The following is a 22247-nucleotide window of genomic DNA, read 5'->3' as shown; positions in this document are numbered from 1 at the left end:
TCGCTCCCCAGGGTCTCTCAATTCAGGTCTTTAAATTTTTTAAAACGGCCTTATGCCACCGGATTCGGAGCAAATCAAAGTTTTTTCGCAAGCGCCTCTGCCTCGGTGTCGAGCGAGGCGGAGTTGCGCACGCGAAGCCTGTGCTCGCGGTGAATGATGTAGAGCCCGCTGGCAACGATGATGGCCGCACCCAGCAAGGTCCAGCGGTCGGGGAACTGGTGGAAAATCACCCAGCCGGAGATAATCATCCACACCATCTGCGAATAGGGGAAAGGTGCCAACTGCGTCGTGGTCGCCAGGCGATAAGCCCGCACCAGCAGATAGTGGCCGCCGGCGCCGAAGACGCCCAGCATCAGGACAATGAACCATTGAAAGCCGCCATGGGGCAGCGCGGGCGCGAAGGCCAGCATCGGGGCCAGCAGCACCGACGGCGCCAGCGCCGAGAACAATATCAGGCTCTCGGAGGTTTCCGTCGCCGACATGCGCCGCGTCATGATGACGTAGAAGCTGTTCGACAGCATCGACCCCAGTGCGAAGAGATGGCCGATGCCGAACACGCCGATGCCGGGCCGGGTGATGATCAGAACACCGACAAAGCCGGTGAGGATCGCGAGCCACCGCCGCCAGCCGGCCCATTCGCCGAGCAGCGGGCCGGCAAGAGCGGTGATGACCATCGGGCCGAAGAAATAGATCGAGGTGGTTTCGGCAAGCTGCAGCGTTTTCAGCGCCAGGATGTTGAACATCGTCGAGCCGAAAAGCATGCAGCCGCGCAATATGTGCGCCGGCAGATTGTTGGCGCGAAAGCGCGCCGGCTCGCGCCAACCGCGCAGGAAAAGCCCGACCAGCAGGACATGCACGGTGAAACGGGCCCAGGCGACGATCAGCGCCGAGACGCCGGCCAGCACCAGATATTTGCTGGAGGTGTCGAGAAAGGTGAAGCAGACATAGACGCAAAGCATCAAAAGCATCGCCGCGGGCGGCGTTGCGCTGTCGTCTTGAGTTCGGGAAACGGACAAATTCGGGCCGAAAGGAAGCAAAGGCGGAGGCCACACCTTTGCGGCAATCAAAGCATGCCGGCAAGCCAATTGTCTGCCGTGGCCGGACCAAAAGCGGCCGCTGCAACAACGCCGCTGCGTTCAAGCATGCATGCGGGCGCCCTTGGCGATCTTGTCGACGAGCTTTTTCTCACCGCGCATGGCGATGCCGACGATCTTGGCATCGTCCGGCGCGAATTCGGCGAAGACGGCGCGGTTGGCGATGTCGTGCCCGGTCGAAAACATCTCCTCGACATAGGCGGAGGTCGTCACCCCGCGCTCCAAGGCCCGGCGATGGATCGCGCCCAGCGTCGCTGCATCGGCCGACAGGACGATGACCGGCTGGATCGACATCGGGTTGTAGAGATTGCCGGGGCGGTCGCGATAGGGCTCGCCGATGATCTCGGGGAACTGCGCGACGATGCCGCTGGTCAGGAACGCGGTGACGTTGAGCTTCTGCCACACCGGCAGATCCTCTCTCAGGACAATTGCAATTTTCGTACCGAACACCAAGATTGAGACTCCGCGATGGCCCGTGAAGGGCGGGAAAGGTGATGGCGCAGGCTCTAGGCGCAGAAGCGAAGGAAGGTCTTGAACGTTCGTGCGCGGATGCGGCCAATGGCGATCGCATCGTTGCGGCGCCCGGCGGGCTCGGCCTCGAACGCATCGAGGCGCGCTTCCACGGCAATGCCTTCGAGCTGCACCGGCACGACACCTACGCCATCGGCGTGACGCTCAGCGGCGTGCAGCGCTTCCATTATCGCGGTGCGCTGCAACACAGCCTGCCCGGCCAGGTGATCGTGCTGCACCCGGACGAGTTGCACGATGGCGGCGCCGGCACGGAAGACGGGCTGCGCTACAGGATCCTCTATCTGGAGCCGTCCCTGCTGCTCGACTGCCTCGGCGGCGAGCCGCTGCCTTTCGTGCGTGACGCGGTGGTCGACGATTCTCGCTTGCGCGACACGCTGCTCTCGGCGCTGGCGCCACTGGACGAAGAACTCGGCGACCTGTTCGTGGCGGATTTCGTCGCGCAGCTGGCGCAACATCTGAGGCGCCATGCCGGAAAGCCGGCAAAGTCAACGCCCAAGGCCGCCTGGCGTGCGGCGGCGCTTGCCCGCGACTATCTCGAGGAGAATGCCGAGCGGGCGGTGCATTCCGGCGAGTTGGAGGCTATTACCGGCCTCGATCGCTACGCGCTGTCGCGCCATTTTCGCGCCACCTATTCGACCAGCCCGCATCGTTTCCTGTTGATGCGCCGGCTGCAAAGAGCGCGGCGCATGATCGCCGAGGGCGAGTCGCTGGCGGAGATTGCCGCCGGCGCGGGCTTCAGCGACCAGAGCCATTTCAACCGGCATTTCAAGAAGGCGTTCGGCATGACGCCCGGTCGCTGGGCGACGCTGGTGAAGGGATCGGGGGCGGCGGCCTAGCGGGAAGGGCGACGACGCTGCGCGCCAAGCTTACAGCATAACGCTAACGTGGGTGCGTGGAGTGACGATGCTGCGCATCGCGCTTGGATCGCTCGAGACGACGCTTACGCGTCGCTCGTTAACGGGAACGCCGCGCGTTGAGCGACGACGCTGCGCGTCGCGCTTTCACGCTTCATCCAACTCCGCGTCGTCGTCGATCAGCACCAGATCTTCGTTCGACAGATTCGCCTCGATGCGGGCGAGCAGCTTGAACAGCGCCTTCTGGTCCTTCTTGTCGAGGCCCCTCAGCGCCTGCTTCTCGGTCTTCTTGACCGACTTCTCGATGGCGCGGATGGTTTCGCGGCCGGATTCGGTGAGAAAGATATGGGCCTGGCGGGCATCGGCGTTGGAGGCGCGCTTCTCGAGGAAACCCTGCGCCTGCAACCGGTTGATGGTCTTGGTGATGGTCGGCGGGCGCACGCCGAGCTTGCCGGCGAGATTGCCGGGAGTCTGGCCGTCCTCGCGGTCGAGCGCCAGCATGATCTGGTCCTGGCCGGCATAGAAACCATGCGCCAGGAGCCGCGCCGCGAGCGCCGTGCGCGCCAGCCTCGCCGCCGAATGCAGCCGGCTCATTGTCGCTGTCTTGTCCGCCTTGGCCATGGTCGTTCCCTCTTCGGCCGAACCGGCGCGGCCAGCATAGAGGCTGGCCGACGGCTGGCAAATGACGATCTCTCAGAATCCGGCTTCCGGAACGCTTTGCCGGCAAGCATTGCGGTGCCCGCGCAGGTGATGCCAGATGTTTATTTCAGTTAGATGACAAACGACTTTTGAACCGGCGAGATTCACAGCGCAGGCCGGCGAACACCCCAGGCCGCTCACGTCGTTCCACCGTTCCGCCTGGTACGGCCGCCGCCAATCCGTCCTCCGCACATCTCGGTAAGGAGGTCAGCCTGGCCTATAGGTTTGGCGCGTGCAAAAGCGCGGCACGCATCCTATATGAGGCCGACAATCCAAGATTTTCGTGGCCAAGATTTTCGAGGCAAACCATGAGCGATGCACAGACGCAAATCCCCGTAACCGTTCTCACCGGCTATCTCGGCGCGGGCAAGACGACGCTGCTCAACCGCATCCTGTCGGAGAACCACGGCAAGCGCTATGCCGTCATCGTCAACGAGTTCGGCGAGATCGGTATCGACAACGACCTGATCGTCGAATCCGACGAGGAAATCTACGAGATGAACAATGGCTGCGTGTGCTGCACGGTGCGCGGCGACCTGATCCGTGTCGTCGAAGGCCTGATGCGGCGGCCCGGCCGCTTCGACGCCATCGTCGTCGAGACCACGGGTCTCGCCGACCCGGTGCCGGTGGCGCAGACCTTCTTCATGGACGACGACGTTCGCACCAAGACCAAGCTCGACGCGGTGGTCGCGCTGGTCGATGCCAAGCACCTGCCGCTGCGTCTGAAGGATTCCAAGGAAGCCGAGGACCAGATCGCCTTCGCCGACGTGGTGGTGCTGAACAAGACCGACCTCGTCACGCCTGAAGAGCTGGAAAAGGTCGAAGCGACGATCCGCGCCATCAACCCGGCGGCAAAAATCCACCGCACGCAGCGTTCCGGCGTAGCGCTAAATGAAGTGCTCGACCGCGGCGCCTTCGACCTGTCGCGCGCGCTGGAAAACGATCCGCACTTCCTCGAGGCGCATGACCACGATCACGATCATGAATGCGGCCCGGATTGCGACCACGACCACCACCATCATGACGGCCACGATCATCATCATCACCACCATGCTTCCGACATCCATGACGTGACGGTGAAGTCGGTATCGCTGCGCGGCGGCGAGATGGACCCCAAGAAATTCTTCCCCTGGATCGAGAAGGTGACCCAGATGGAAGGGCCGAACATCCTGCGGCTGAAGGGCATCATCGCGCTCAAGGGCGACGAGGACCGCTACGTGCTGCAGGGCGTGCACATGATCCTCGAGGGCGACCATCAGCGCCCCTGGAAGGAGGGCGAGAAGCACGAGAGCCGGCTGGTCTTCATCGGCCGAGACCTCGACGCCGAGCGGCTCAGGAAGAGCTTCGAAGCCTGCCAGGCGGCTTGATTTCCTGACCTTCAGGCGCTAGCGCTGCCCGTTCTTCCCTTCTCCCCTTGTGGGAGAAGGTGGCCTCGCGAAGCGAGGTCGGATGAGGGGTGCTCCAGCCTGGCGATGACGGCGATCCGTCCAACACCCCTCATCCGTCTTGGCGCTGCGCGCCAATCCACCTTCTCCCACAAGGGGAAGGGGGAGCCACCTAGCCGCGCTGGCTGATCTCGAATGGACCACCCCATGCCCACAGTCGCCCCGCTTGACCTCGAAGGCCATTGCGTCGCCGCTGTCTTCCTGAACGACGTGCCGCATTTCGCACTCGCCGACGGTTCAATCCACCGGCTCGACAATGGGCAAAAGACGGTTCAGGCCAATGACGGCTTGCTTGCCGCCTTCCATGACGCAGCCAACGACCGGCTGATCACAGGCGGCGAGGACGGAAAGGTGTTTGCCGTAAAGGCCGGCGGCGAGGTGAGCGAACTGGCCAGCGCCGGCAGAAAGTGGGTCACCAGCGTCGCTGCCGGACCCCAGGGCGCGATTGCCTACGCCTCCGGTAAGACCGCTTTCGTGCGTTTCGCCGACGGCAAGATCAAGGAATTCACCCATCCGCGCTCGGTGGAGGGGCTGGCCTTCTCGCCCAAGGGCATGCGTTTTGGCGTCGCCCGCTACAATGGCGCAACGCTGCATTTCCCGGCGGCCGAGGGCAAGCCTGTCGAGCTCGAATGGGCCGGCGCCCATACCGGCATCACGTTTTCGCCGGACGGCGCTTTTCTCATCACCACCATGCAGGAGAATGCGCTGCATGGCTGGAAGCTCGCCGACGGCAAGCACATGCGCATGTCGGGCTATCCCGGCAAGGTGAAAAGCCTGTCCTGGAGCGTCAAGGGCAAATGGCTGGCGAGCTCGGGCGCGCCGGCGGCGATCGTCTGGCCCTTCGCCAGCAAGGACGGACCGATGGGCAAGGCGCCGCTCGAGCTCGGCACGCGCGGCAACACGATGGTGACCTGCGTCGCCTGCCATCCGAGCCAGGAGGTCACCGCCATCGGCTATGAGGACGGCATGGTGATTGCGGCGCGCTTCGCCGACGCCAAGGAAGTGCTGCTGCGCCGCCCCGGCAAGGGCGCCATCACCTCGATGATGTGGGACAAGGAAGAACGCCGCATCGTGTTCGGAAGTTCGGCCGGCGATTGCGGCGTGATCGACATCACTGCGTAGGCAATAGGGAATAGGGAATAGGGAGTAGGGCTTAGGGACGACGACACCTACTGCCTACTGCCTACTGCCTACTGCCTACTGCCTACTGCCTGATCCAACGTCCGCCCCCACCACGGCCAATTGCAGTTTTGCCAAGCCATGGGCAGAGTGCCGCGCGAAACACAGGGGTTTTCATGCAGGCATCGGACAGTTCCAAGAATTCCATCGGCGGCATCGACATCGCCCGCATCGCCGAGCTGCGCGAGACGGAGGCGGCCGCCTTCCGCAAGGCGCGGCCGAAATCCGAGGCGAAGCTGGGCGACGGCATTGCCGGCTTCCTCGGCGGCGTGCCGATGCACTGGATGACCGACTGGCCAACACCGTTCCCGATCCTGGTTGACGGCGCCAAGGGCGCCACCATCACCGATATCGACGGCAACAGGCTCGACGATTTCTGCCTTGGCGACACCGGTTCGATGCTCGGCCATTCGCCGCCGGCGGTCGCCCGCGCGATCCGCAGGCAGGCCGCTCGAGGCCTAACTTACATGCTGCCGAGCGAGGATGCGCTGGCGATCGGCACCCTCCTGCAGCAGCGTTTCGGCCTGCCCTATTGGCAGATCGCCACCACCGCCACCGACGCCAACCGCTTCGCGCTGCGCGTCGCCCGCGCCGTGACAGGACGCGAGAAGATCCTGGTCTTCAATGGTTGCTATCATGGCTCGGTCGACGAGACGATGGTGCGGCTGATCGACGGCAAGCCGGTGAACCGGCCTGGGCTGGCCGGCGAATTCCGCGATCTCACGCGGGCCACCAGGATCGTCGAGTTCAATGACATCCCAGCTTTGGAGGCAGCGCTTGCGGACCGCGACGTCGCCTGCGTCATCACCGAGCCGGTGCTGACCAATTCCTGCATGGTGCTGCCGGAACCCGGCTTTCACGAAGCGCTGCGGCGCCTGACACGCGCCGCCGGCACGCTGCTCCTGATCGACGAGACGCACACGATTTCGACCGGCCCCGGCGGTTATACGAAGAAGCACGGGCTGGAGCCGGACCTCTTCGTGCTCGGCAAGCCGGTGGCGGGCGGCGTTCCGGCGAGCATCTGGGGCATGAGCGAGGAGGTGGCCACTCGCTACGGCGCCTACAACCGGGCGAAGGAGGCCGGCTATTCCGGCATGGGCACGACGCTGTCGGCCAATCCGCTGCAATTCGCGGCGATGCGGGCGACATTGGAAGAGGTGATGAGCGAGGAGGCTTACGCCCATATGGACCGGCTGGCGCGCCGGCTCGATGCGGGGCTCTCCGCCGTTATCCAGCGAAACAATCTGCCCTGGCATGTGGCGCGGGTCGGCGCGCGCGTCGAGTTCATCTGCGCGCCCGGGCCGCTCAGGAATGGCGGCGAGGCGGAAAAAGCGCATGCGCCGGAGCTGGAAGCCGCCATCCATGTGGCACTCGTCAATCGCGGCGTGCTGATCGCGCCGTTCCACAACATGATGCTGATTTCGCCGGTAACCACGGCGGCGCAAGTGAGCCGGCTGATCGCCGCCTTCGCCGCGGTTGCGGGCAAGCTTGCGGCGTGAGACAAGCAAACATGGACAATCCGAACGCCGTCACAACTTCGCCTTCCGGCTCGACGCCCGCCGAGGCAAAAGCCTTTCTCGACGCGCATCCCGAGATCGAGGCCTTCGACATCGTGCTCACCGACGCCAACGGCATCGGCCGCGGCAAGATCGTGCGCCGGCATGAGCTGATGGGCATTTTCGAGAACGGCCGGCACCTGCCGATCTCGATCCTCGGCCTCGACATTACCGGCGAGGATGTGCACGAGACCGGACTGGTGTGGGACACCGGCGACGGCGATCTGCGCGCATGGCCGATCCCTGGCACGCTGGTGCCGCTCTTCGGCACCAGCCCGCCGCGCGGCCAGCTGCTGATGTCAATGTACCACCTCGATGGCCAGCCGATGACCTCCGACCCGCGGCTGGTGCTGGCAAGGCAGGTGGAGTTGCTGGCGGCACGCGGCCTGCATCCGGCCGGCGCCTTCGAACTTGAGTTTTTCCTCCTGTCCAATGAGCGCGACGCGGACGGCAAGGTACAGCCCGCCCGCGCGGTGCTCGACGGCCGTCGTTCGGCGAAGACCGAAGTCTATTCGGTCGACCATCTGCATGGTATGGAGCCGCTGTTTTCGGACATCTACGCCGCCGCCAAGGCGCAAGGCATTCCGGCAGAAACCATCATTTCCGAATACGCGCCCGGCCAGTACGAGCTGACGCTCAACTACCGCAAGGACGTGATGCGAGCGGCGGACGACCTCGTGATGCTGAAGCGGCTGGTCAGGGCGCAAGCGCGCCGGCACGGCGTCACCGCCTGTTTCATGGCCAAGCCCATCGAGGCCTATGCGGGTTCGGGCATGCATTTCCACGTCTCGCTGCAGGACGACGCCGGCCGCAACGTCTTCACCGAGACCGCCGGCGAGAAATGGTCGCCGAAGCTGCTCAACGCGCTTGGCGGCCTGATCCACACCATGGCGGAATCGATGCTGGTGTTTGCGCCGCACGCCAATTCATGGCGCCGCTTCGTCTCGCAATCCTACGCGCCGGTGGCGCCGACATGGGGCGTCAACAACCGCTCGGTGGCGCTGCGCGTGCCGGCGGGCGATGCCAGGAACCGTCGCATCGAGCATCGGCCGTCAGGCGTCGACGCCAACCCCTATCTGGTGGCGGCGACGGTGCTGGCCGGCATCGTCAAAGGCCTGGATGAAGGTCTGGACCCCGGCCCCGAGACGACCGGAAACGGCTACGAGCAGGCGACGGAAAAATCGGCGATGCCCGCCGACTGGCGCGCGGCGATCGAGGCGGCCAGGAGCTCCGATTTCCTGAAGTCGGCGCTCGGCCCCGATTTGCACCGCACCTTCGTGGCGATCAAGCAGGCCGAATATCTGCGTGTCGCCCGCACCGTCAGCGAGCTGGATTACCATCTTTATCTGCATGAGGTGTGAGCGCTGGCCGATAGGCGGGCGGCGATCACGTTCTGCTGACAGCAATCAAAAGTTATAGCCAATTGCATTTCTGGAACATATCATGAACAGATGGCTGTGCTTTCCGTCCGCGAGAAATTGGCGATTCTGTCCGACGCCGCCAAATACGACGCTTCCTGCGCGTCGTCCGGCTCGGCGAAGCGCGACTCGCTGAGATCGGGCGGCATCGGTTCGACCGAGGGTTCCGGCATCTGCCATTCCTATGCGCCGGACGGCCGCTGTATCTCGCTCTTGAAAATCCTGCTGACCAATTTCTGCATCTATGACTGCAGCTATTGCATCAATCGCTCGTCCTCGAATGTGCGGCGCGCCCGCTTCAGCGTCGAGGAGGTGGTGAAGCTCACAATGGATTTCTATCGCCGCAACTATATCGAGGGGCTGTTCCTGTCGTCAGGCGTCATTCGCTCGCCGGACGAGACGATGGGCGAGATGGTCGAAGTGGCGCGCAGGCTCAGGATCGAGGAAAAGTTCGGCGGCTATATTCATCTGAAAACAGTTCCGGAGGCGTCGGCCGAGCTGATCGAGAAAGCCGGCCTCTATGCCGACCGATTGTCGATCAATGTCGAATTGCCGACCGACGAGGGCGTGAAGAAACTGGCGCCGGAAAAGAAGCCGGAAGCGATCCGGCTTTCGATGGCGGAGCTGCGCCGCAAGATCGAGGAGAAGGCCGAGCCCACTTTGCAGAGCCGCAGGCGCGAGCGCTTCGCGCCGGGCGGCCAGTCGACGCAGATGATCGTCGGCGCCGACAAGACGTCCGATGACGGCATCCTGCGTGCCAGTGCCCGGCTTTACGGCAGCTATCACCTCAGACGCGTCTATTACTCCGCCTTCAGCCCGATCCCGGATTCGTCGTCGTCCCTGCCATTGCAGAAACCGCCGCTGATACGCGAGCACCGGCTCTATCAGGCCGACTGGCTGATGCGCTTCTACGGCTTCTCGCAACCGGAGATCCTCGCCGGCAGCAATGACGGCATGCTCGACCTTGCCATCGACCCCAAGCTTGCGTGGGCGCTGCGCAACCGGGGCCGCTTTCCGGTCGACGTCAACCGCGCCGAGCGAGAAGCGCTGCTGCGCGTTCCCGGCCTCGGCACTAAGGTCATCGACCGGATCATCGAGACACGCCGCCACCGCCGGCTGCGGCTCGAGGATGTCGGCCGGCTCTGTCATTCGGTCGCCAAGGTGCGGCCTTTTATCGTCGCGGAAGGCTGGTCGCCGGGCGCGTTGACCGACAAGGCCGGTTTGCGCCAGGAGATCACCCGCTCCTGCGAGCAGCTATCGCTGTTCTGACCATGGCGAGAACCCAGCTCAACCTCGCCGCTCATGTCGTCCGGCTCGGCAGCCAGACCGATTTCGCCGGCTGGCGGGATGCCGCGCGCCGGCTGGCGACGAACGATATTCCGCCGGAAGATGTTGCGTGGCAGGTCGAACCGGATCGCGAAGGTGGCGCCAGCGATTTGCCGCCTGCGCAAGCCGATGCGCGGCTGGTCGTGCCGCGCGACTTCATCGAGCGCGCCGAGACGGTGATCTGCCATTCCGATCCGGAGCGCTTCAGCTTTCTCTACCGGCTGCTCTGGCGGTTGCGTTCCGAGCCGAAGCTGCTTTCGATCGCGACCGATCCCGACATCCGGCGGCTGGAGGCGATGGAGAAGGCGGTGCACCGCGACATTCACAAGATGCGCGCCTTCGTGCGTTTCCGGAAAATCGGCGAAGGCGGGGACGAGCGCTATGTCGCGTGGTTCGAGCCCGACCATTTCATCGTTGAGCGCAATGCCGATTTCTTCGTGCGCCGTTTCACCGGCATGCGCTGGACGATCCTGACCCCGCATGCCTCTGCCGACTGGGACGGTGAGCGGTTGGCGATCGGCCCAGGCGCGGCCAAGCGCGACGCGCCGGCGGAAGACGATGCCGAGGCGCTGTGGCGGACCTATTTCGAAAACATCTTCAATCCGGCCCGCCTTAAGGTGAAGGCGATGCAGAGAGAGATGCCGAAAAAATATTGGCGGAACCTTCCCGAGGCCTCGCTCATTCCAGATCTGATAGCAGGAGCGGACAAAGCCGCGTCAGAGATGATCGACCGGATGCCAACCAGCCCAGCACCGCATCACGCCAAGGTGAAGGCCAAGCACTGGCCTACGCCCGAGCCGTCCGATGTGGTGGCGCCAGAGGCCGAGGATATTCCGGAGCTGCGCGAGGAGGCGAAAGGCTGCCGCCGTTGCCCGCTCTGGCGCGATGCGACGCAGACCGTCTTCGGCGAGGGACCGGAGAATGCCGATGTGATCTTCGTCGGCGAGCAGCCAGGCGACCAGGAGGATCTGGCCGGCAAGCCATTCGTCGGTCCGGCGGGCAAGGTGTTCGACAGCATCCTGGACGACGCGGCGATAGACCGCCGTAAGGTCTATGTGACCAATGCGGTCAAACACTTCAAATTCGAGCCGCGCGGCAAGCGGCGCATCCATTCCAAGCCCAATGCCGGCGAGATCCAGGCCTGCCGCTGGTGGCTGGACAAGGAGCTCGATCTCGTCAAGCCGAACCTCGTCGTGGCGCTCGGCGCGACGGCGGCGCAATCGCTGCTCGGCAAGGCGGTGCCGATCACCAAGATGCGCGGCGATGTGATCGAACGCGAGGACGGCTTGCGCGTGTTCCTCACCATCCACCCGTCCTTCATCCTGCGCATCCGCGATCAGGAGGACAAGGAGGCCGAGAAGGAGCGGTTTTTGCGGGATATGAGGAAGGTGAAGCAGCTGATGGCTGCTTAGGCAGCATTGATCTTCAGGTGAGGCCGGCCTGCAAATGGCGGCTTCCTGCGCTTCACGTACCTAAAGTACGCTCCGCTCCGGTTCTCGGAATCCACCATTTTCGACTCGGTCTAACCTGAATCTCAACACTGCCTATTGGTCGAGCTATCTGATCAAAATCGCCCTCAGATCATTGACGTTCGTGCCGGTAGGCCCTGGCACGAACAGATCCCCGACCGCGTTGAAGGCCGTCCAGGCATTGTTGCCGGCGAGCATCGCCTTGGCATCGACGCCTTCAGCGCGCATCCGCGCCACGGTCGAGGCGTCGGCGAAGGCGCCGGCATTGTTCTCCGAGCCGTCTATGCCGTCCGTATCGGCGGCCAGGGCATGGATGCCGTTCACGCCCTCGATGCCGATGGCGAAGGCGAGCAGGAACTCGGAATTGCGGCCGCCCTTGCCCTTGGCGCGGAGTGTAACGGTGGTCTCGCCGCCGGACAGGATCAGCACAGGTTTGGCGAAGGGGCGATTGCGGGTCGCAACCTCACGGGCGATCGCGGCATGCACGCCGCCGACCTCGCGCGCCTCGCCTTCGATGGCATCCGACAGGATGACGGCCTCGATGCCTTGCCGCTTTGCTTCGGCGGCCGCGGCTTCCAGCGATACGCCGGCCGAGGCGGTCAGGTGAACTTCGTTGCCGGCGAAGCGCGGATCGTCGGGACGCGGCGCATCGGCGACCGGTGACTGGATATGCGCCATGACCGAGGCCGGCAGCTTCATGCCATAGGCGGCGATCGAGGCCAGCGCATCCTCGCGGCTGCCGGTGTCGGGAACAGTCGGGCCCGAGGCAACCAGCGCCGGATTGTCGCCGGGGATGTCGGAGACGACCAGCGACACGACTCTCGCCGGATGCGCGGCGGCGGCCAGGCGTCCGCCCTTGATGGTCGAGACATGCTTGCGGATGGTGTTCATCGCCGCGATCGGCGCGCCGGAGGCAAGCAGCGCCTCGTTGACGGCAATCTCGTCGGCCAAGGTCATACCGGGAGCGGGCGACGGCAGCAGGGCCGAGCCGCCACCGGAGATCAGCGCCACCACCAGATCGTCAGCGGTCAAGCCCCGCACCTTCTCCAACAGCCGGCGCGAGGCTTGGAGGCCGGCGGCATCCGGCACCGGATGCGCCGCCTCGATGATCTCGATGCGCTCGCATCTGGCGCCATAGCCGTAGCGGGTGACGACAAGGCCGTCGATCGGACCGTCCCAGACCTTCTCGAAGGCTGCGGCCATCTGCGCCGAGCCTTTTCCCGCGCCGATGACGATGGTGCGGCCCTTCGGCTTTGCCGGCAAATGATTACGAATCGTCTTTTCCGGATCGGCGGCAGCGACGGCGGCGTTGAAGATCGATGTGAGGAAGCTTTTCGGGTCGGTCATTTTTCTTCCGGCGGCAGCGCGAGCCCGCTCGCATCGATGCCAAGATGGGCGCAGAGCGCGTCGACGACGACGCCATGGTCCTCGCGCTCCGGCAGGCCCGAAACGGCGATGACGCCGATGACGCCGGCGCCGTTGACGGTGACCGGGAAACCGCCGCCCGCGAGCACATAATCGGCAATGTCCAGGCCTTCGCCGACCTTGAAGGTGCGGTCGGGGCGCTGCTGTTCCAGCACGAGGCGATAGGTGCTTCTCAGATAACGCTTCACGACATTGATCTTGCGCCGCGCCCAGTCTGGATTGGAGGCGTTGGAGCCAGGCATCGCGGCATAGAAGAGCGGCCGGTCGAGGGTCCTGATGTCGACGATAATAGGCAGATCTTCCTTCAGAGCCCGGTCCCTGATGGCAGAGCCGATCTTGAAGGCGATAGCCTCGTCGAAGGCCGGGAAGACCAGCGTGGCTTCCTGTTTCTTGATCAGAGCGATGTCGTCGGCGGTGGCCATAGCGTTTCCCTGTCAAATGTCGACGCACGCTTTGGCCGATGGCTGACGCGGGGTCAAGCGACCGCACATTTAATCTATGCGACAATCGCGCTCTTTGCCGGCCGGCCCGCCACATAGACTTCGCGCACGGCGCGGTCGTCGCCCAGGGTCTGCAAGAGGAAAAGTTCCTCGGCCAGCGTCTCGACCGTCTCCATCCTGAGCCGCATGCCAGGCGTCGCATGGGCATTGAAAACGACGATATCGGCATCGGTGCCTTCCTCCAGCGTGCCGACCTTGTCTGACACGGAAAGCGCCTCGGCATTGCCGCGGGTCAGTTGCCAGAAGGACTGGAACGGGTTGAGCTTCTCGCCGTTCAGCGCGATCACCTTGTAGCCCTCGTCCATGGTGCGCAGCATCGAGTAATTGGTGCCGCCGCCGACATCGGTCGCGGCCGCGATCCGGAGCGGCTTCTCACGCCGGCGGTAGCGCTGATAGTCGAACAGGCCGGAGCCGAGGAAGAGGTTGGATGTCGGACAGAACACCGCGACCGAACCCGACTGCGACAGCGCGTCCGCCTCGCGTTCCGACAGATGGATGCAATGGCCGAACAGGCTCTTTTTGCCGAGCAGGCCATAATGCTCGTAGACGTCGGTATAGTCGCGCGACCAGGGGTAGAGCTCCTGGGTGAAGGCGATCTCGGCGTGGTTTTCCGACAAATGCGTCTGCATGTGGAGATCGGGGTGTTCTCGGCAGAGCGCGCCGGCCATTTCCATCTGCTCGGGCGATGAGGTGATGGCGAAGCGCGGCGTGATGGCATAAAGCTGGCGGCCCTTGCCGTGCCATTCGGCGATCAGTGCCTTGGTATCGTCATAGCCGGTCTGCGGCGTGTCGAGCACGCCGTCCGGCGCGTTGCGGTCCATCATCACCTTGCCGGCGATGTTGAGCATGTTGCGCTCATGCGACTCGGCGAAGAAGGCTTCGGCCGAGGATTTGTGCACCGAGCAATAGGCGACGACCGTCGTCGTACCCTGGCGCAGCATCTCGTCGAGGAAGAGCCTGGCGATGCGGCGGCCATGCTGCGCGTCCTGGAACTTCGACTCTTCGGGAAAAGTGTATTTGTTCAGCCAGTCGAGCAGCTCGGCGCCGTAGGAGGCGATGATTTGCATCTGCGGCACATGAACGTGGGCGTCGAGAAAACCCGGCAGGATCAGGTGCGGACGATGGTCGATCGTCTCGACGCCGGCGCCCGCCTTCTTCAAGACCTCCGCATAGGGACGGGCAGCAGCGATCTTGCCGTTGTTGATCAGCAGGGCGCCGTCTTCCTCGTAGCGCCAGGCGGAATGGTCGTCGATCGTTTCGGGCCAACGCAGGAAGGAGAGCGTGCGGCCGCGCAGAATTTTCGCTGTCATGCTTACTTTCCGGCGCCTTCGAACCAGGCCACCAGAAGGGCCCTTTCCTGGTCGGTGATCTGGGTGACGTTGGCGGGCGGCATGGCATGCGCCCGGCCGGCCTGGATATAGATCTCGCGCGCGTGCTCGGCGATGCGCTCGTCGGTATCGAGCAGCACGCCCTTCGGCGCATGGTAGATGCCTTCATAGACCGGCTCTTGCGTGTGGCACATCGAGCAGCGGCCGAGCACGGTGTCGCGCACGGCCGGGAAATGAGCGGAAGCCATATAGACCTGCGCGGCGGCGGAGGCGGCGGAGGTCTTCGGCTCGCCCGTCAGCACCTTCGGCACGGTCGACAGCCAGATGATGATCATGAACAGCACGGCGGCGCCCAGCCAGGTCCAGGTCGGGTTGCCTTTGCGTGCATGCACCGTGTTGAAATAGTGCCGGATCAGCACGCCGATGATGAAGACCAGCGAGGCGATGACCCAGTTGAACTGAGTGCCGAAGGCCAGCGGGTAGTGGTTCGACAGCATCAGGAACAGGACGGGCAAGGTCAGGTAATTGTTGTGCAGCGAGCGCTGCTTGGCGATCTTGCCGTATTTCGGATCCGGCTTGCGGCCGGCAATGAGATCGGCGACGACGATCTTCTGGTTGGGGATGATGACCATGAAGACGTTGGCCGACATGATCGTGGCGGTGATGGCGCCGAGGTGCAGGAAGGCGGCGCGGCCGGTGAAGAGATGCGTCAGCCCCCAGGCGATGAAGACCAGCACGCAGTAGAGCACCAGCATCAGCCCGGTGTCGCTCTTGCCGAGCGGCGACCGGCAGAGCAGGTCATAGACGATCCAGCCGACGCCGATCGTGGCAAGCGACAAGAGGATGCCGACCGGCACCGAGATGTTGAGCACGTTGGGGTCGATCAGGAAGAGGTCGGCGCCGGCATAATAGACCACGCAGAGCATGGCGAAGCCCGACAGCCAGGTGGCGTAGGATTCCCATTTGAACCAGGTGAGGTGCTCCGGCATCTCGGCCGGGGCCACCAGATACTTCTGGATATGGTAGAAGCCGCCGCCATGCACCTGCCACTCCTCGCCGAAGGCGCCGGCGGGCAGGCCCGGACGCTGGCGCAAGCCGAGGTCGAGCGCGACGAAATAGAAGGACGAGCCGATCCAGGCGATGCCGGTGATGACATGCAGCCAGCGGACCGCAAAACTCAGCCAGTCCCAGAAAATCGCGAAATCAGTCATTGCACTCGTCCCTGCCGATGAGAGCGACTTTACGGTCTGGCGCGCAAACGAAAAGAGGCGAGGTGCGCGATGACTTTCAAAAAAAAATAAAAAATACTAGGGTTGCCCTACGCCGCCTTTGAGACCCACGCATGGCCTATCTCGACAACATCGCCGTCTTCGTCCGTGTCGTCGAGCTTGGCAATCTGTCGGCGGCGGGGCGCGACATGCGCATTTCTCCGGCCGTCGCCTCCAACCGCATCAAGGAATTGGAAAAACACCTGGGCGTCCGGCTGTTCAACCGCACGACCAGGCAGCTGATGCCGACCGAGCACGGCACGGTGTTCTACACCGGTGCCAAGCAGGTGCTGGATGCGATCACCGAGGCGGAAGCCGCGGTCGCGGCCCTTTCCGGCCAGCCGCGCGGCACCATCAGGGTGACGGCGCCGCTCGGCCTCGGCCGCCGGCTCATCGCGTCCGGCATACCGGACTTCCACGACAAGTACCCCGATATCGAGGTGCGGCTGAGGCTCTCCGACCACAATGTCGATATCATGAAGGAAGGCATCGACGTTGCCTTCCGCCTCGGCATCATCGAGGATTCCAGCCTCAGGATGCGCGGCATCATGGAATGCGAGCGCGTGCTGGTGGCCGCGCCGAAATATCTGGAAGCGCGCGGAGAACCCACCGAGCCGCAGGAACTGGTCGGCAGGAAGCATGATTGCCTGATGCTGCGCTATGCCGGCGCGCGCGAATTCGTCTGGACGCTGCAGACGCCGGGCGGCGTGCAGAAATTCGAGGTGCACGGCCCTTACGACACCGACGACGGCGACGTGCTGACTGGCTGGGCGCTCTCGGGGCGCGGCATCATCAACAAGCCGCGTTTCGAGGTGGAGCCGTTCATCCGCGACCGGCGGTTGAAGGTGATCCTGCCTCAGACGCCGCCGACACCGGTGCAATTCGCCGCCGTCTATCCGCATAAGAAGCTGCAGGATCCGAAGGTGCGGCTGCTGCTCGACTTCATGGCCGAGCGCTGCCAGCGGCTGATCAAGGATATTCTGGCGGGCAAGTAGGGACCGGCGGCGTTGCCTGTTTCGGGTTTGGCCGAAGCCTCCGTAATCTCGTCATCCACGGGCGGAGCGACGCGAAGCGGCGCGCAGATCCGTGGATCCATGCCGTGACTTTGATCGTAGGTGCTGCGGAGCAGAATTCTGCACCGTTGGTGACGCCTCGACGTCACGGAATGGATTCATTGGTCTGCGCCGCGTCGCTTCGCTCCTTGCTCCGCCATAGAATGGCGACGTGATGGGCGCCTCGGCCAACCGCTGAAGTATGCGACCCGCAACGCAACACCAATTCGTCAGGACCTCGCCGCTATACGACGGCTGGCCGGCACGTGACAGCCTCATGCCTGCTCGGTCCCGTTGCCTTATGCGACGACGAGCCTAGGTTGGTAGCGACATCGCTGGCAGCCGAAGGGCCGCACTATGCATCTCGCCGTTTCGCTCAACATCGCAGCCACAGGACAAGACGTCCTGGACTTCGGCCAGATCAGTGCCTTCGTGCGGAACCTGGAAGCGGCGGGCGTCGATATGGTCATCATTTCCGACTCCGCCGATGCGCCGTCCACCAGTCCGTTCGAAGCTACCACGCTGCTGGCCGCGCTGGCCACGATGACGGAGAGGATCGGCCTTGTCGCCAGCGCCTCGACGCTCGCGCACCAGCCCTACAATCTGGCGCGCCGCTTTGCTTCGCTGGACATCATCAGCCATGGCCGTGTCGGCTGGAATGCAACGCTGAGGCAAAACCCGCGCGAGGCGGCGAATTTCAGCCGACCCGAGGGCTTTTCGGACGATGATTTCCGCCGCCGCGCTGAAGAGTATATCGGCATCGTCCAGGGACTATGGCGAGGCTGGGACGCGGACGCCCTGCTGTTCGACAAGGTGGGCGGCCGGTTCCACGATCCCGACAAGATGCATGTTCTCGACCATAAGGGCGAGTTCTTCTCGGTCCGCGGGCCGCTCAATGTCGCGCGCTCGCCGCAGGACGCTCCTGTGCTGGTCATGTCTAGCCCGGCTGAGGCTGACCGTGAGTTTGCAAGCCGTGTCGCCGACGTCGTTCTGATCGGCGAGCGATCGTTGGAAAATGCGAAAGCCGTTTGCGAAGAGCTGAGGCACTTTGCGCGTGGGGTCGGTCGCCAGCCAGGTACGCCTAAGCTACTGGTGACCGCCGCCGCTGGGTCCGAGCTTGGCGCCGACCAACTCGCAGTGTTGCACGCGTCGAGTGGCTGCGACGGGATCAATCTCACGTTGCCGGCTGACCTTCGCGCGCTCGATGACTTTACCGGTCGGCTTTTGCCGGAACTGGCCGGAGCGGGCCGTCAGCATGGCCGCTTGCGTGGCCATCGCGGATTGGGAAGCGCACAATGAGCGCGCGCCAGATGAAGCTTGGCCTGTTCCTGTGGGCGACAGGCCACCATATCGCCGCCTGGCGCCATCCGGATGCACATGTGACGGCCGGCATCGACATCGAACACTACGTACAGCTCGCCCGCACGGCCGAAGCGGCGAAGTTCGACATGGTGTTCTGCGAGGACGCGGCCGGCCTGCGCGAGGCCAATGTCCGGATCGCCAGCCAGACGTCGCGCTCGATCGGCTTCGAGCCGATCAGCCTGCTTTCGGCGCTTGCCGTTCAGACCGAGCGCATCGGCCTCGTGTCGACGGCATCGACCAGCTACAACGAGCCCTACGGACTGGCGCGCATGTTCGCCTCGCTCGACAATCTGAGCGGCGGGCGCGCCGGCTGGAACCTCGTCACCTCGGCAAGCCCCATCGAGGCCGCGAATTTCGGCGCGACCGGCTTGCGGCCGCATGCGGACCGCTACGCGCGGGCGCGCGAATTCGCAACGGTGATCACCGGGCTGTGGAACCGGCGCGCAGCCGGCCATGACGGCGAAAGCTTTTCGGTGCGCGACCCGCTCGACATTCCGCCCTCGCCGCAAGGCGCGCCGGTGATGGTGCAGGCCGGGGCATCGGACGACGGCAAGGACCTTGCCGCGCGCACCGCCGATGTCGTGTTTTCGGCAGCGCAGACCTTCGAGGAAGCCAAGGCCTTCTATGACGACCTCAAAGGCCGGCTCGCCGCCTATGGCCGCCAGCCGGACGATGTGAAGATCATGCCCGGCGTGGCGCCGATCGTCGCAGAGACGAAAGCCGAGGCACAGGCGAAATACGATGCGCTCCAGGAATTGATCCCCGACGATGTCGGCGTGGCGCTGCTCTCCAGCTATCTCAGCATCGCCGACCTCTGGCGCTACCCGATCGACGGGCCGCTGCCCGAACTGCCGGAGAGCGAAGGCATGAAGAGCCGGCAGGCGCTGGTCATCGAGCAGGCGCGCCGCGACGGGCTCTCGATCCGCGAGCTGGCGCGTTACTTTGCCGGCGCACGCGGCCATTGGCGGGTCGTCGGCACGGCCGGAGAGATCGCCGACGAATTGCAGGCCCGCTTCGAAGGTGGTGCCGCCGACGGCTTCAACGTCATGCCGTCCTGGTTCCCGGGCGAGCTCGACGCCTTCGCGACGCTGGTGGTGCCGGAACTGCAGCGGCGTGGCCTGTTCCGCAAGGACTATGACGGCCGCACACTGCGCGAGCACCTCGGCCTGAAACGGCCGGCCCAGGGTTCTTAGTTTTCGCAATTCCGGAAGGAAAAGCGCGGCGCACTTTTCCTGGATTGCTTCAGCTTAGTCCATCAGCCGCGCCGTCCCGGAGACCCTGATCGAGCTGCCGGGCGCCGGCGGAATATCGGCATGGAGGCGCGAGCGCATGCCCATGTCCTCGCCTTGGACGATGTCGATGGAGCCGCCATGCGGCCAGCCGAGATCGCGCAGATAGCCGGCAAAAGCAGCGGTCGCGGCGCCCGTGGCCGGGTCCTCATAAACGCCGCCTGAGGCGAAGGGATTGCGCGTGTGGAAGAGGCGCGGCGTCTCAGCATAGGCGAGCAGGATCGTGACCAGGCCTTCGCGCCGCATGAAGAACTGGCCTTCCTTCAAATCATAGGCCATGGCGGCCAGCGCCTCGCGAGATTTCAACGCCAGCACGAGGTGATCGGCGCCGCCATGGATGAGCGCCGGTGGAATGGCGGGATCGAGATCACCCGGCTCATAGCCAAACACGGCGAGGGCTTCGCCGACCAGTTCCGACGAAGCCGGCCCGCTGCGCGTCGGCGGCGACTGCAAGGCGGCGGCAAAGTTGGCGCCTTCGCGAAACCCTTCGACGGTGATGTCGGCCTGGTTGAGGTTCAGCCTGAAAATGCCGTCGCCGAATTTCCTGACCAGCGCCGCGCCGAGTGCGATCGTGGCGTGGCCGCAGAACGGCACTTCCGACTCCGGCGAAAAATAGCGCACGCGCCAGCTTTCGCCCTCAGGCGCGGCGAAGGCGGTTTCCGAGAAGCCGACTTCGGCCGCGACGCGCTGCATGTCGGTCGCATCCGGCAAGGCCTCGCCGATCACCACGCCGGCGGGATTGCCGCCGGTGCCGCCGTCCGAAAAGGCTGCGATCTTCAATACATCCATGGTCCTGTGGCCTCGTTGTCCCTGCGGCGCAACAAACACGTTTCGGACCATTTTGGGAAATGAAGAAAGCGGCGAGCAGAGGTGAGCGCCATTCACATCTGCGATCGGGAGGTGAGCTTCAACCCAATGCGGAACGAAATTCGACCCGTCGCCGTTTTGACGGTTGGCGGTCGGCCGGGCCGCCTTCAGCTCTCAGCAATCAATCCAGCGCGACAGGAGACGACCATGGACGCCATCGTCACCAAGAACGACCTCAAATCCGATGCCAAGAAGGAATCGATCGATCTGCTCAACGCCAGGCTTGCCGACGCCATCGACCTGGCGCTGATCACCAAGCAGGCGCACTGGAACGTCAAGGGTCCGCAATTCATCGCCATCCATGAGATGCTGGACGAATTCCGCGAGGAGATCGATGGCCATGTCGACATTATCGCCGAGCGAGCCGTGCAGCTCGGCGGCACCGCGCACGGCACCTCGCAGGATGTGTCGAAGGCGACTAGGCTGAAGCCCTATCCGACCGACATCCACAAGACCAAGGATCATCTGGCGGCGCTGATTGACCGCTATGCCACGGCGGCCAAGCTGACGCGCGAAGCGATCGATGCAGCGGACGACGCCGGCGATGCCGACACCGCCGACATCTTCACCGCCTATTCGCGCTCGCTCGACAAATTGCTCTGGTTCCTGGAAGCGCACACGCAGGAAAAGGAATAGCCCGGCGGTTGCCGTTCTCACATGGCTGGCTGGATCAGCCGGCCACCACCTTTTCAGCGCTGGCAAAGCCTGCCGCTTCGACGGCATGCGAGACCAGCGCCGTCATGATCTCGGCGGCCGCGAGCGCTGCAATCACCGACGGGCGCTTGTCCTTCACCGCATTGCCCCCGATCGGCGAGACAAGGCGGTTGAACTCGGCTTCGCTGCCTTCAGCCGATTTCAGGAACCAGCTCCTGAAAGTTGCCTTCTTGGTCTTGGAGCCGATCATGCCGACATAGGCGGTGTCGTCGCGCTTCAGCGCCTCGGCGACGATCAGGAAATCCAGCGCATGGTCGTGGGTCAGGATGGCGAAGGCCGATCCTGCAGGCGCCTCGCGCACCACGGCTTCGGGCATCGGCGTCAGCCGCGTTTCCACGGTTTCCGGCATGCCTTCCAATGCCTCGGATCGGGTTTCGACGACGACGACGTGGATCGGCAGCAGCGCCAGCGACGCGGCCAGCGCCTGGCCGACATGGCCGCCGCCGAACAGATAGACATGCGGGAGATGCGCTTCCTCGGCTTCGGCCTTGGCGATCAATTCCTGTTCCAGCGAAGCATCGACGAGACGGATCGACACCTCGACGCGGCCGCCGCAGCATTGGCCGATTTCCGGCCCTAGCGGGACATCGAGCGTGGCGCAGACTTCGTCGACCTCGATGCGGGCTTCACTGGCCGGAGATCGCGGTCCGGGCCCTCCGCCAAGCATCTGGCGCGCCTTGTCGACCGCCATATATTCGAGCTGACCGCCGCCGATGGTGCCGAGAATGGCCGATGCCGAGACAAGCATGAAGGCGCCCGCCTCGCGCGGTGTCGAGCCTTTCGTGGCCACCACCTCGACGAGGGCGACCCGGCCAGCCTGGCCGAAAAACGCCTTCAGGCTTTGCACTCGAGAATTCATCGTCTGCATTTC

Annotated in this window: 20 protein-coding genes; 11 read left to right on the top strand and 9 right to left on the bottom strand. The window is 64.2% G+C overall.

Features of this window, described 5'->3' with window-relative positions:
* Positions 1-74: 74 nt before the first annotated feature.
* Positions 75-959 (bottom strand): DMT family transporter, encoded by an 885-nt coding sequence (locus P9273_RS00420; protein WP_278047143.1) that lies wholly within the window; start codon positions 957-959, stop codon positions 75-77.
* Positions 960-1136: 177 nt separating this feature from the next.
* Positions 1137-1544, bottom strand: coding sequence for a DUF2000 family protein (locus P9273_RS00415; RefSeq protein WP_278047142.1), 408 nt, complete (start codon positions 1542-1544; stop codon positions 1137-1139).
* Positions 1545-1588: 44 nt separating this feature from the next.
* On the opposite strand from P9273_RS00415, the gene P9273_RS00410 reads away from it, so the two are divergent.
* Positions 1589-2461 (top strand): AraC family transcriptional regulator, encoded by an 873-nt coding sequence (locus tag P9273_RS00410; protein ID WP_278047141.1) that lies wholly within the window; start codon positions 1589-1591, stop codon positions 2459-2461.
* A 165-nt stretch (positions 2462-2626) separates the two neighbouring features.
* On the opposite strand, the gene P9273_RS00405 is transcribed toward P9273_RS00410, so the two are convergent.
* Complete coding sequence (locus tag P9273_RS00405; protein ID WP_041000249.1) at positions 2627-3100, bottom strand: MarR family winged helix-turn-helix transcriptional regulator; 474 nt, start codon at positions 3098-3100, stop codon at positions 2627-2629.
* Between the two features lie 386 nt (positions 3101-3486).
* Here P9273_RS00405 and P9273_RS00400 point away from each other — a divergent pair, with 386 nt between their 5' ends.
* From P9273_RS00400 to P9273_RS00375, 6 genes are all read left to right on the top strand, one after another.
* The gene (locus P9273_RS00400) at positions 3487-4545 is read left to right on the top strand and encodes a CobW family GTP-binding protein (protein WP_278047140.1); all 1059 of its coding nucleotides are present in this window, start codon (positions 3487-3489) and stop codon (positions 4543-4545) included.
* 225 nt (positions 4546-4770) lie between these two features.
* Positions 4771-5745 carry a WD40 repeat domain-containing protein gene (locus P9273_RS00395; RefSeq protein ID WP_278047139.1) on the top strand — a complete coding sequence of 325 codons (975 nt, stop codon included), beginning with the start codon at positions 4771-4773 and terminating at the stop codon, positions 5743-5745.
* A 173-nt stretch (positions 5746-5918) separates the two neighbouring features.
* The gene (locus P9273_RS00390) at positions 5919-7301 is read left to right on the top strand and encodes an aspartate aminotransferase family protein (protein WP_278047138.1); all 1383 of its coding nucleotides are present in this window, start codon (positions 5919-5921) and stop codon (positions 7299-7301) included.
* Between the two features lie 11 nt (positions 7302-7312).
* Positions 7313-8719 (top strand): glutamine synthetase family protein, encoded by a 1407-nt coding sequence (locus tag P9273_RS00385; RefSeq protein ID WP_278047137.1) that lies wholly within the window; start codon positions 7313-7315, stop codon positions 8717-8719.
* 90 nt (positions 8720-8809) lie between these two features.
* Positions 8810-10045: a putative DNA modification/repair radical SAM protein gene (locus P9273_RS00380; RefSeq protein ID WP_278047136.1), complete on the top strand. Its 1236-nt coding sequence runs from the start codon at positions 8810-8812 to the stop codon at positions 10043-10045.
* Between the two features lie 2 nt (positions 10046-10047).
* Complete coding sequence (locus tag P9273_RS00375; protein WP_278047135.1) at positions 10048-11514, top strand: UdgX family uracil-DNA binding protein; 1467 nt, start codon at positions 10048-10050, stop codon at positions 11512-11514.
* Between the two features lie 144 nt (positions 11515-11658).
* Here the strand turns inward: P9273_RS00375 and P9273_RS00370 are convergent, their stop codons facing one another.
* The 4 genes from P9273_RS00370 to P9273_RS00355 all read right to left on the bottom strand — a co-directional run bounded on the left by P9273_RS00370 (position 11659) and on the right by P9273_RS00355 (position 16035).
* The gene (locus tag P9273_RS00370) at positions 11659-12918 is read right to left on the bottom strand and encodes a glycerate kinase type-2 family protein (protein WP_278047134.1); all 1260 of its coding nucleotides are present in this window, start codon (positions 12916-12918) and stop codon (positions 11659-11661) included.
* Entirely contained in the window at positions 12915-13418 is a 504-nt protein-coding gene (locus tag P9273_RS00365; RefSeq protein ID WP_278047133.1) for a heme-degrading domain-containing protein, read from the bottom strand. Before P9273_RS00365 ends, P9273_RS00370 begins: the two co-directional genes overlap by 4 nt.
* Positions 13419-13492: 74 nt before the next feature.
* Positions 13493-14806: a guanine deaminase gene (gene guaD, locus P9273_RS00360; RefSeq protein WP_278047132.1), complete on the bottom strand. Its 1314-nt coding sequence runs from the start codon at positions 14804-14806 to the stop codon at positions 13493-13495.
* A gap of 2 nt (positions 14807-14808) precedes the next feature.
* The gene (locus P9273_RS00355; protein WP_278047131.1) at positions 14809-16035 is read right to left on the bottom strand and encodes a urate hydroxylase PuuD; all 1227 of its coding nucleotides are present in this window, start codon (positions 16033-16035) and stop codon (positions 14809-14811) included.
* A 131-nt stretch (positions 16036-16166) separates the two neighbouring features.
* Between P9273_RS00355 and P9273_RS00350 the strand changes: the two genes are divergently transcribed.
* The 3 genes from P9273_RS00350 to P9273_RS00340 all read left to right on the top strand — a co-directional run bounded on the left by P9273_RS00350 (position 16167) and on the right by P9273_RS00340 (position 19699).
* Complete coding sequence (locus P9273_RS00350; RefSeq protein ID WP_041000271.1) at positions 16167-17087, top strand: LysR family transcriptional regulator; 921 nt, start codon at positions 16167-16169, stop codon at positions 17085-17087.
* A 414-nt stretch (positions 17088-17501) separates the two neighbouring features.
* Positions 17502-18443 (top strand): LLM class flavin-dependent oxidoreductase, encoded by a 942-nt coding sequence (locus P9273_RS00345; protein WP_278047130.1) that lies wholly within the window; start codon positions 17502-17504, stop codon positions 18441-18443.
* Positions 18440-19699: an LLM class flavin-dependent oxidoreductase gene (locus P9273_RS00340; protein ID WP_278047129.1), complete on the top strand. Its 1260-nt coding sequence runs from the start codon at positions 18440-18442 to the stop codon at positions 19697-19699. The genes P9273_RS00345 and P9273_RS00340 overlap by 4 nt, the downstream gene beginning before the upstream one ends.
* A gap of 54 nt (positions 19700-19753) precedes the next feature.
* On the opposite strand, the gene P9273_RS00335 is transcribed toward P9273_RS00340, so the two are convergent.
* Complete coding sequence (locus P9273_RS00335; protein WP_278047128.1) at positions 19754-20584, bottom strand: PhzF family phenazine biosynthesis protein; 831 nt, start codon at positions 20582-20584, stop codon at positions 19754-19756.
* A gap of 225 nt (positions 20585-20809) precedes the next feature.
* Between P9273_RS00335 and dps the strand changes: the two genes are divergently transcribed.
* Positions 20810-21298, top strand: coding sequence for a DNA starvation/stationary phase protection protein Dps (dps, locus tag P9273_RS00330; RefSeq protein WP_278047127.1), 489 nt, complete (start codon positions 20810-20812; stop codon positions 21296-21298).
* Between the two features lie 34 nt (positions 21299-21332).
* Here dps and xdhC read toward each other — a convergent pair whose 3' ends face one another.
* Positions 21333-22235, bottom strand: a complete 903-nt coding sequence (xdhC, locus tag P9273_RS00325; RefSeq protein WP_278047126.1) for a xanthine dehydrogenase accessory protein XdhC — start codon at positions 22233-22235, stop codon at positions 21333-21335.
* Positions 22236-22247 lie beyond the last annotated feature (12 nt).

The sequence above is a fragment of the Mesorhizobium sp. WSM4935 genome (genome assembly GCF_029625735.1).
Classification (GTDB): Bacteria; Pseudomonadota; Alphaproteobacteria; order Rhizobiales; family Rhizobiaceae; genus Mesorhizobium.
This window is presented reverse-complemented; position numbering and strand designations above follow the sequence as displayed.

What these genes read in the sequence shown, in the direction of transcription:
- P9273_RS00355 (WP_278047131.1), bottom strand. Translation starts at nt 16,035, where the DNA reads ATGACTGATTTCGCGATTTTCTGGGACTGGCTGAGTTTTGCGGTCCGC.
- P9273_RS00390 (WP_278047138.1), top strand. Translation starts at nt 5,919, where the DNA reads ATGCAGGCATCGGACAGTTCCAAGAATTCCATCGGCGGCATCGACATC.
- guaD (WP_278047132.1), bottom strand. Translation starts at nt 14,806, where the DNA reads ATGACAGCGAAAATTCTGCGCGGCCGCACGCTCTCCTTCCTGCGTTGG.
- P9273_RS00410 (WP_278047141.1), top strand. Translation starts at nt 1,589, where the DNA reads ATGGCGCAGGCTCTAGGCGCAGAAGCGAAGGAAGGTCTTGAACGTTCG.
- P9273_RS00420 (WP_278047143.1), bottom strand. Translation starts at nt 959, where the DNA reads ATGCTTTGCGTCTATGTCTGCTTCACCTTTCTCGACACCTCCAGCAAA.
- P9273_RS00405 (WP_041000249.1), bottom strand. Translation starts at nt 3,100, where the DNA reads ATGGCCAAGGCGGACAAGACAGCGACAATGAGCCGGCTGCATTCGGCG.
- P9273_RS00335 (WP_278047128.1), bottom strand. Translation starts at nt 20,584, where the DNA reads ATGGATGTATTGAAGATCGCAGCCTTTTCGGACGGCGGCACCGGCGGC.
- P9273_RS00365 (WP_278047133.1), bottom strand. Translation starts at nt 13,418, where the DNA reads ATGGCCACCGCCGACGACATCGCTCTGATCAAGAAACAGGAAGCCACG.
- P9273_RS00345 (WP_278047130.1), top strand. Translation starts at nt 17,502, where the DNA reads ATGCATCTCGCCGTTTCGCTCAACATCGCAGCCACAGGACAAGACGTC.
- P9273_RS00395 (WP_278047139.1), top strand. Translation starts at nt 4,771, where the DNA reads ATGCCCACAGTCGCCCCGCTTGACCTCGAAGGCCATTGCGTCGCCGCT.
- P9273_RS00375 (WP_278047135.1), top strand. Translation starts at nt 10,048, where the DNA reads ATGGCGAGAACCCAGCTCAACCTCGCCGCTCATGTCGTCCGGCTCGGC.
- P9273_RS00380 (WP_278047136.1), top strand. Translation starts at nt 8,810, where the DNA reads ATGGCTGTGCTTTCCGTCCGCGAGAAATTGGCGATTCTGTCCGACGCC.
- dps (WP_278047127.1), top strand. Translation starts at nt 20,810, where the DNA reads ATGGACGCCATCGTCACCAAGAACGACCTCAAATCCGATGCCAAGAAG.
- P9273_RS00370 (WP_278047134.1), bottom strand. Translation starts at nt 12,918, where the DNA reads ATGACCGACCCGAAAAGCTTCCTCACATCGATCTTCAACGCCGCCGTC.
- P9273_RS00340 (WP_278047129.1), top strand. Translation starts at nt 18,440, where the DNA reads ATGAGCGCGCGCCAGATGAAGCTTGGCCTGTTCCTGTGGGCGACAGGC.
- P9273_RS00400 (WP_278047140.1), top strand. Translation starts at nt 3,487, where the DNA reads ATGAGCGATGCACAGACGCAAATCCCCGTAACCGTTCTCACCGGCTAT.
- P9273_RS00350 (WP_041000271.1), top strand. Translation starts at nt 16,167, where the DNA reads ATGGCCTATCTCGACAACATCGCCGTCTTCGTCCGTGTCGTCGAGCTT.
- P9273_RS00385 (WP_278047137.1), top strand. Translation starts at nt 7,313, where the DNA reads ATGGACAATCCGAACGCCGTCACAACTTCGCCTTCCGGCTCGACGCCC.
- xdhC (WP_278047126.1), bottom strand. Translation starts at nt 22,235, where the DNA reads ATGAATTCTCGAGTGCAAAGCCTGAAGGCGTTTTTCGGCCAGGCTGGC.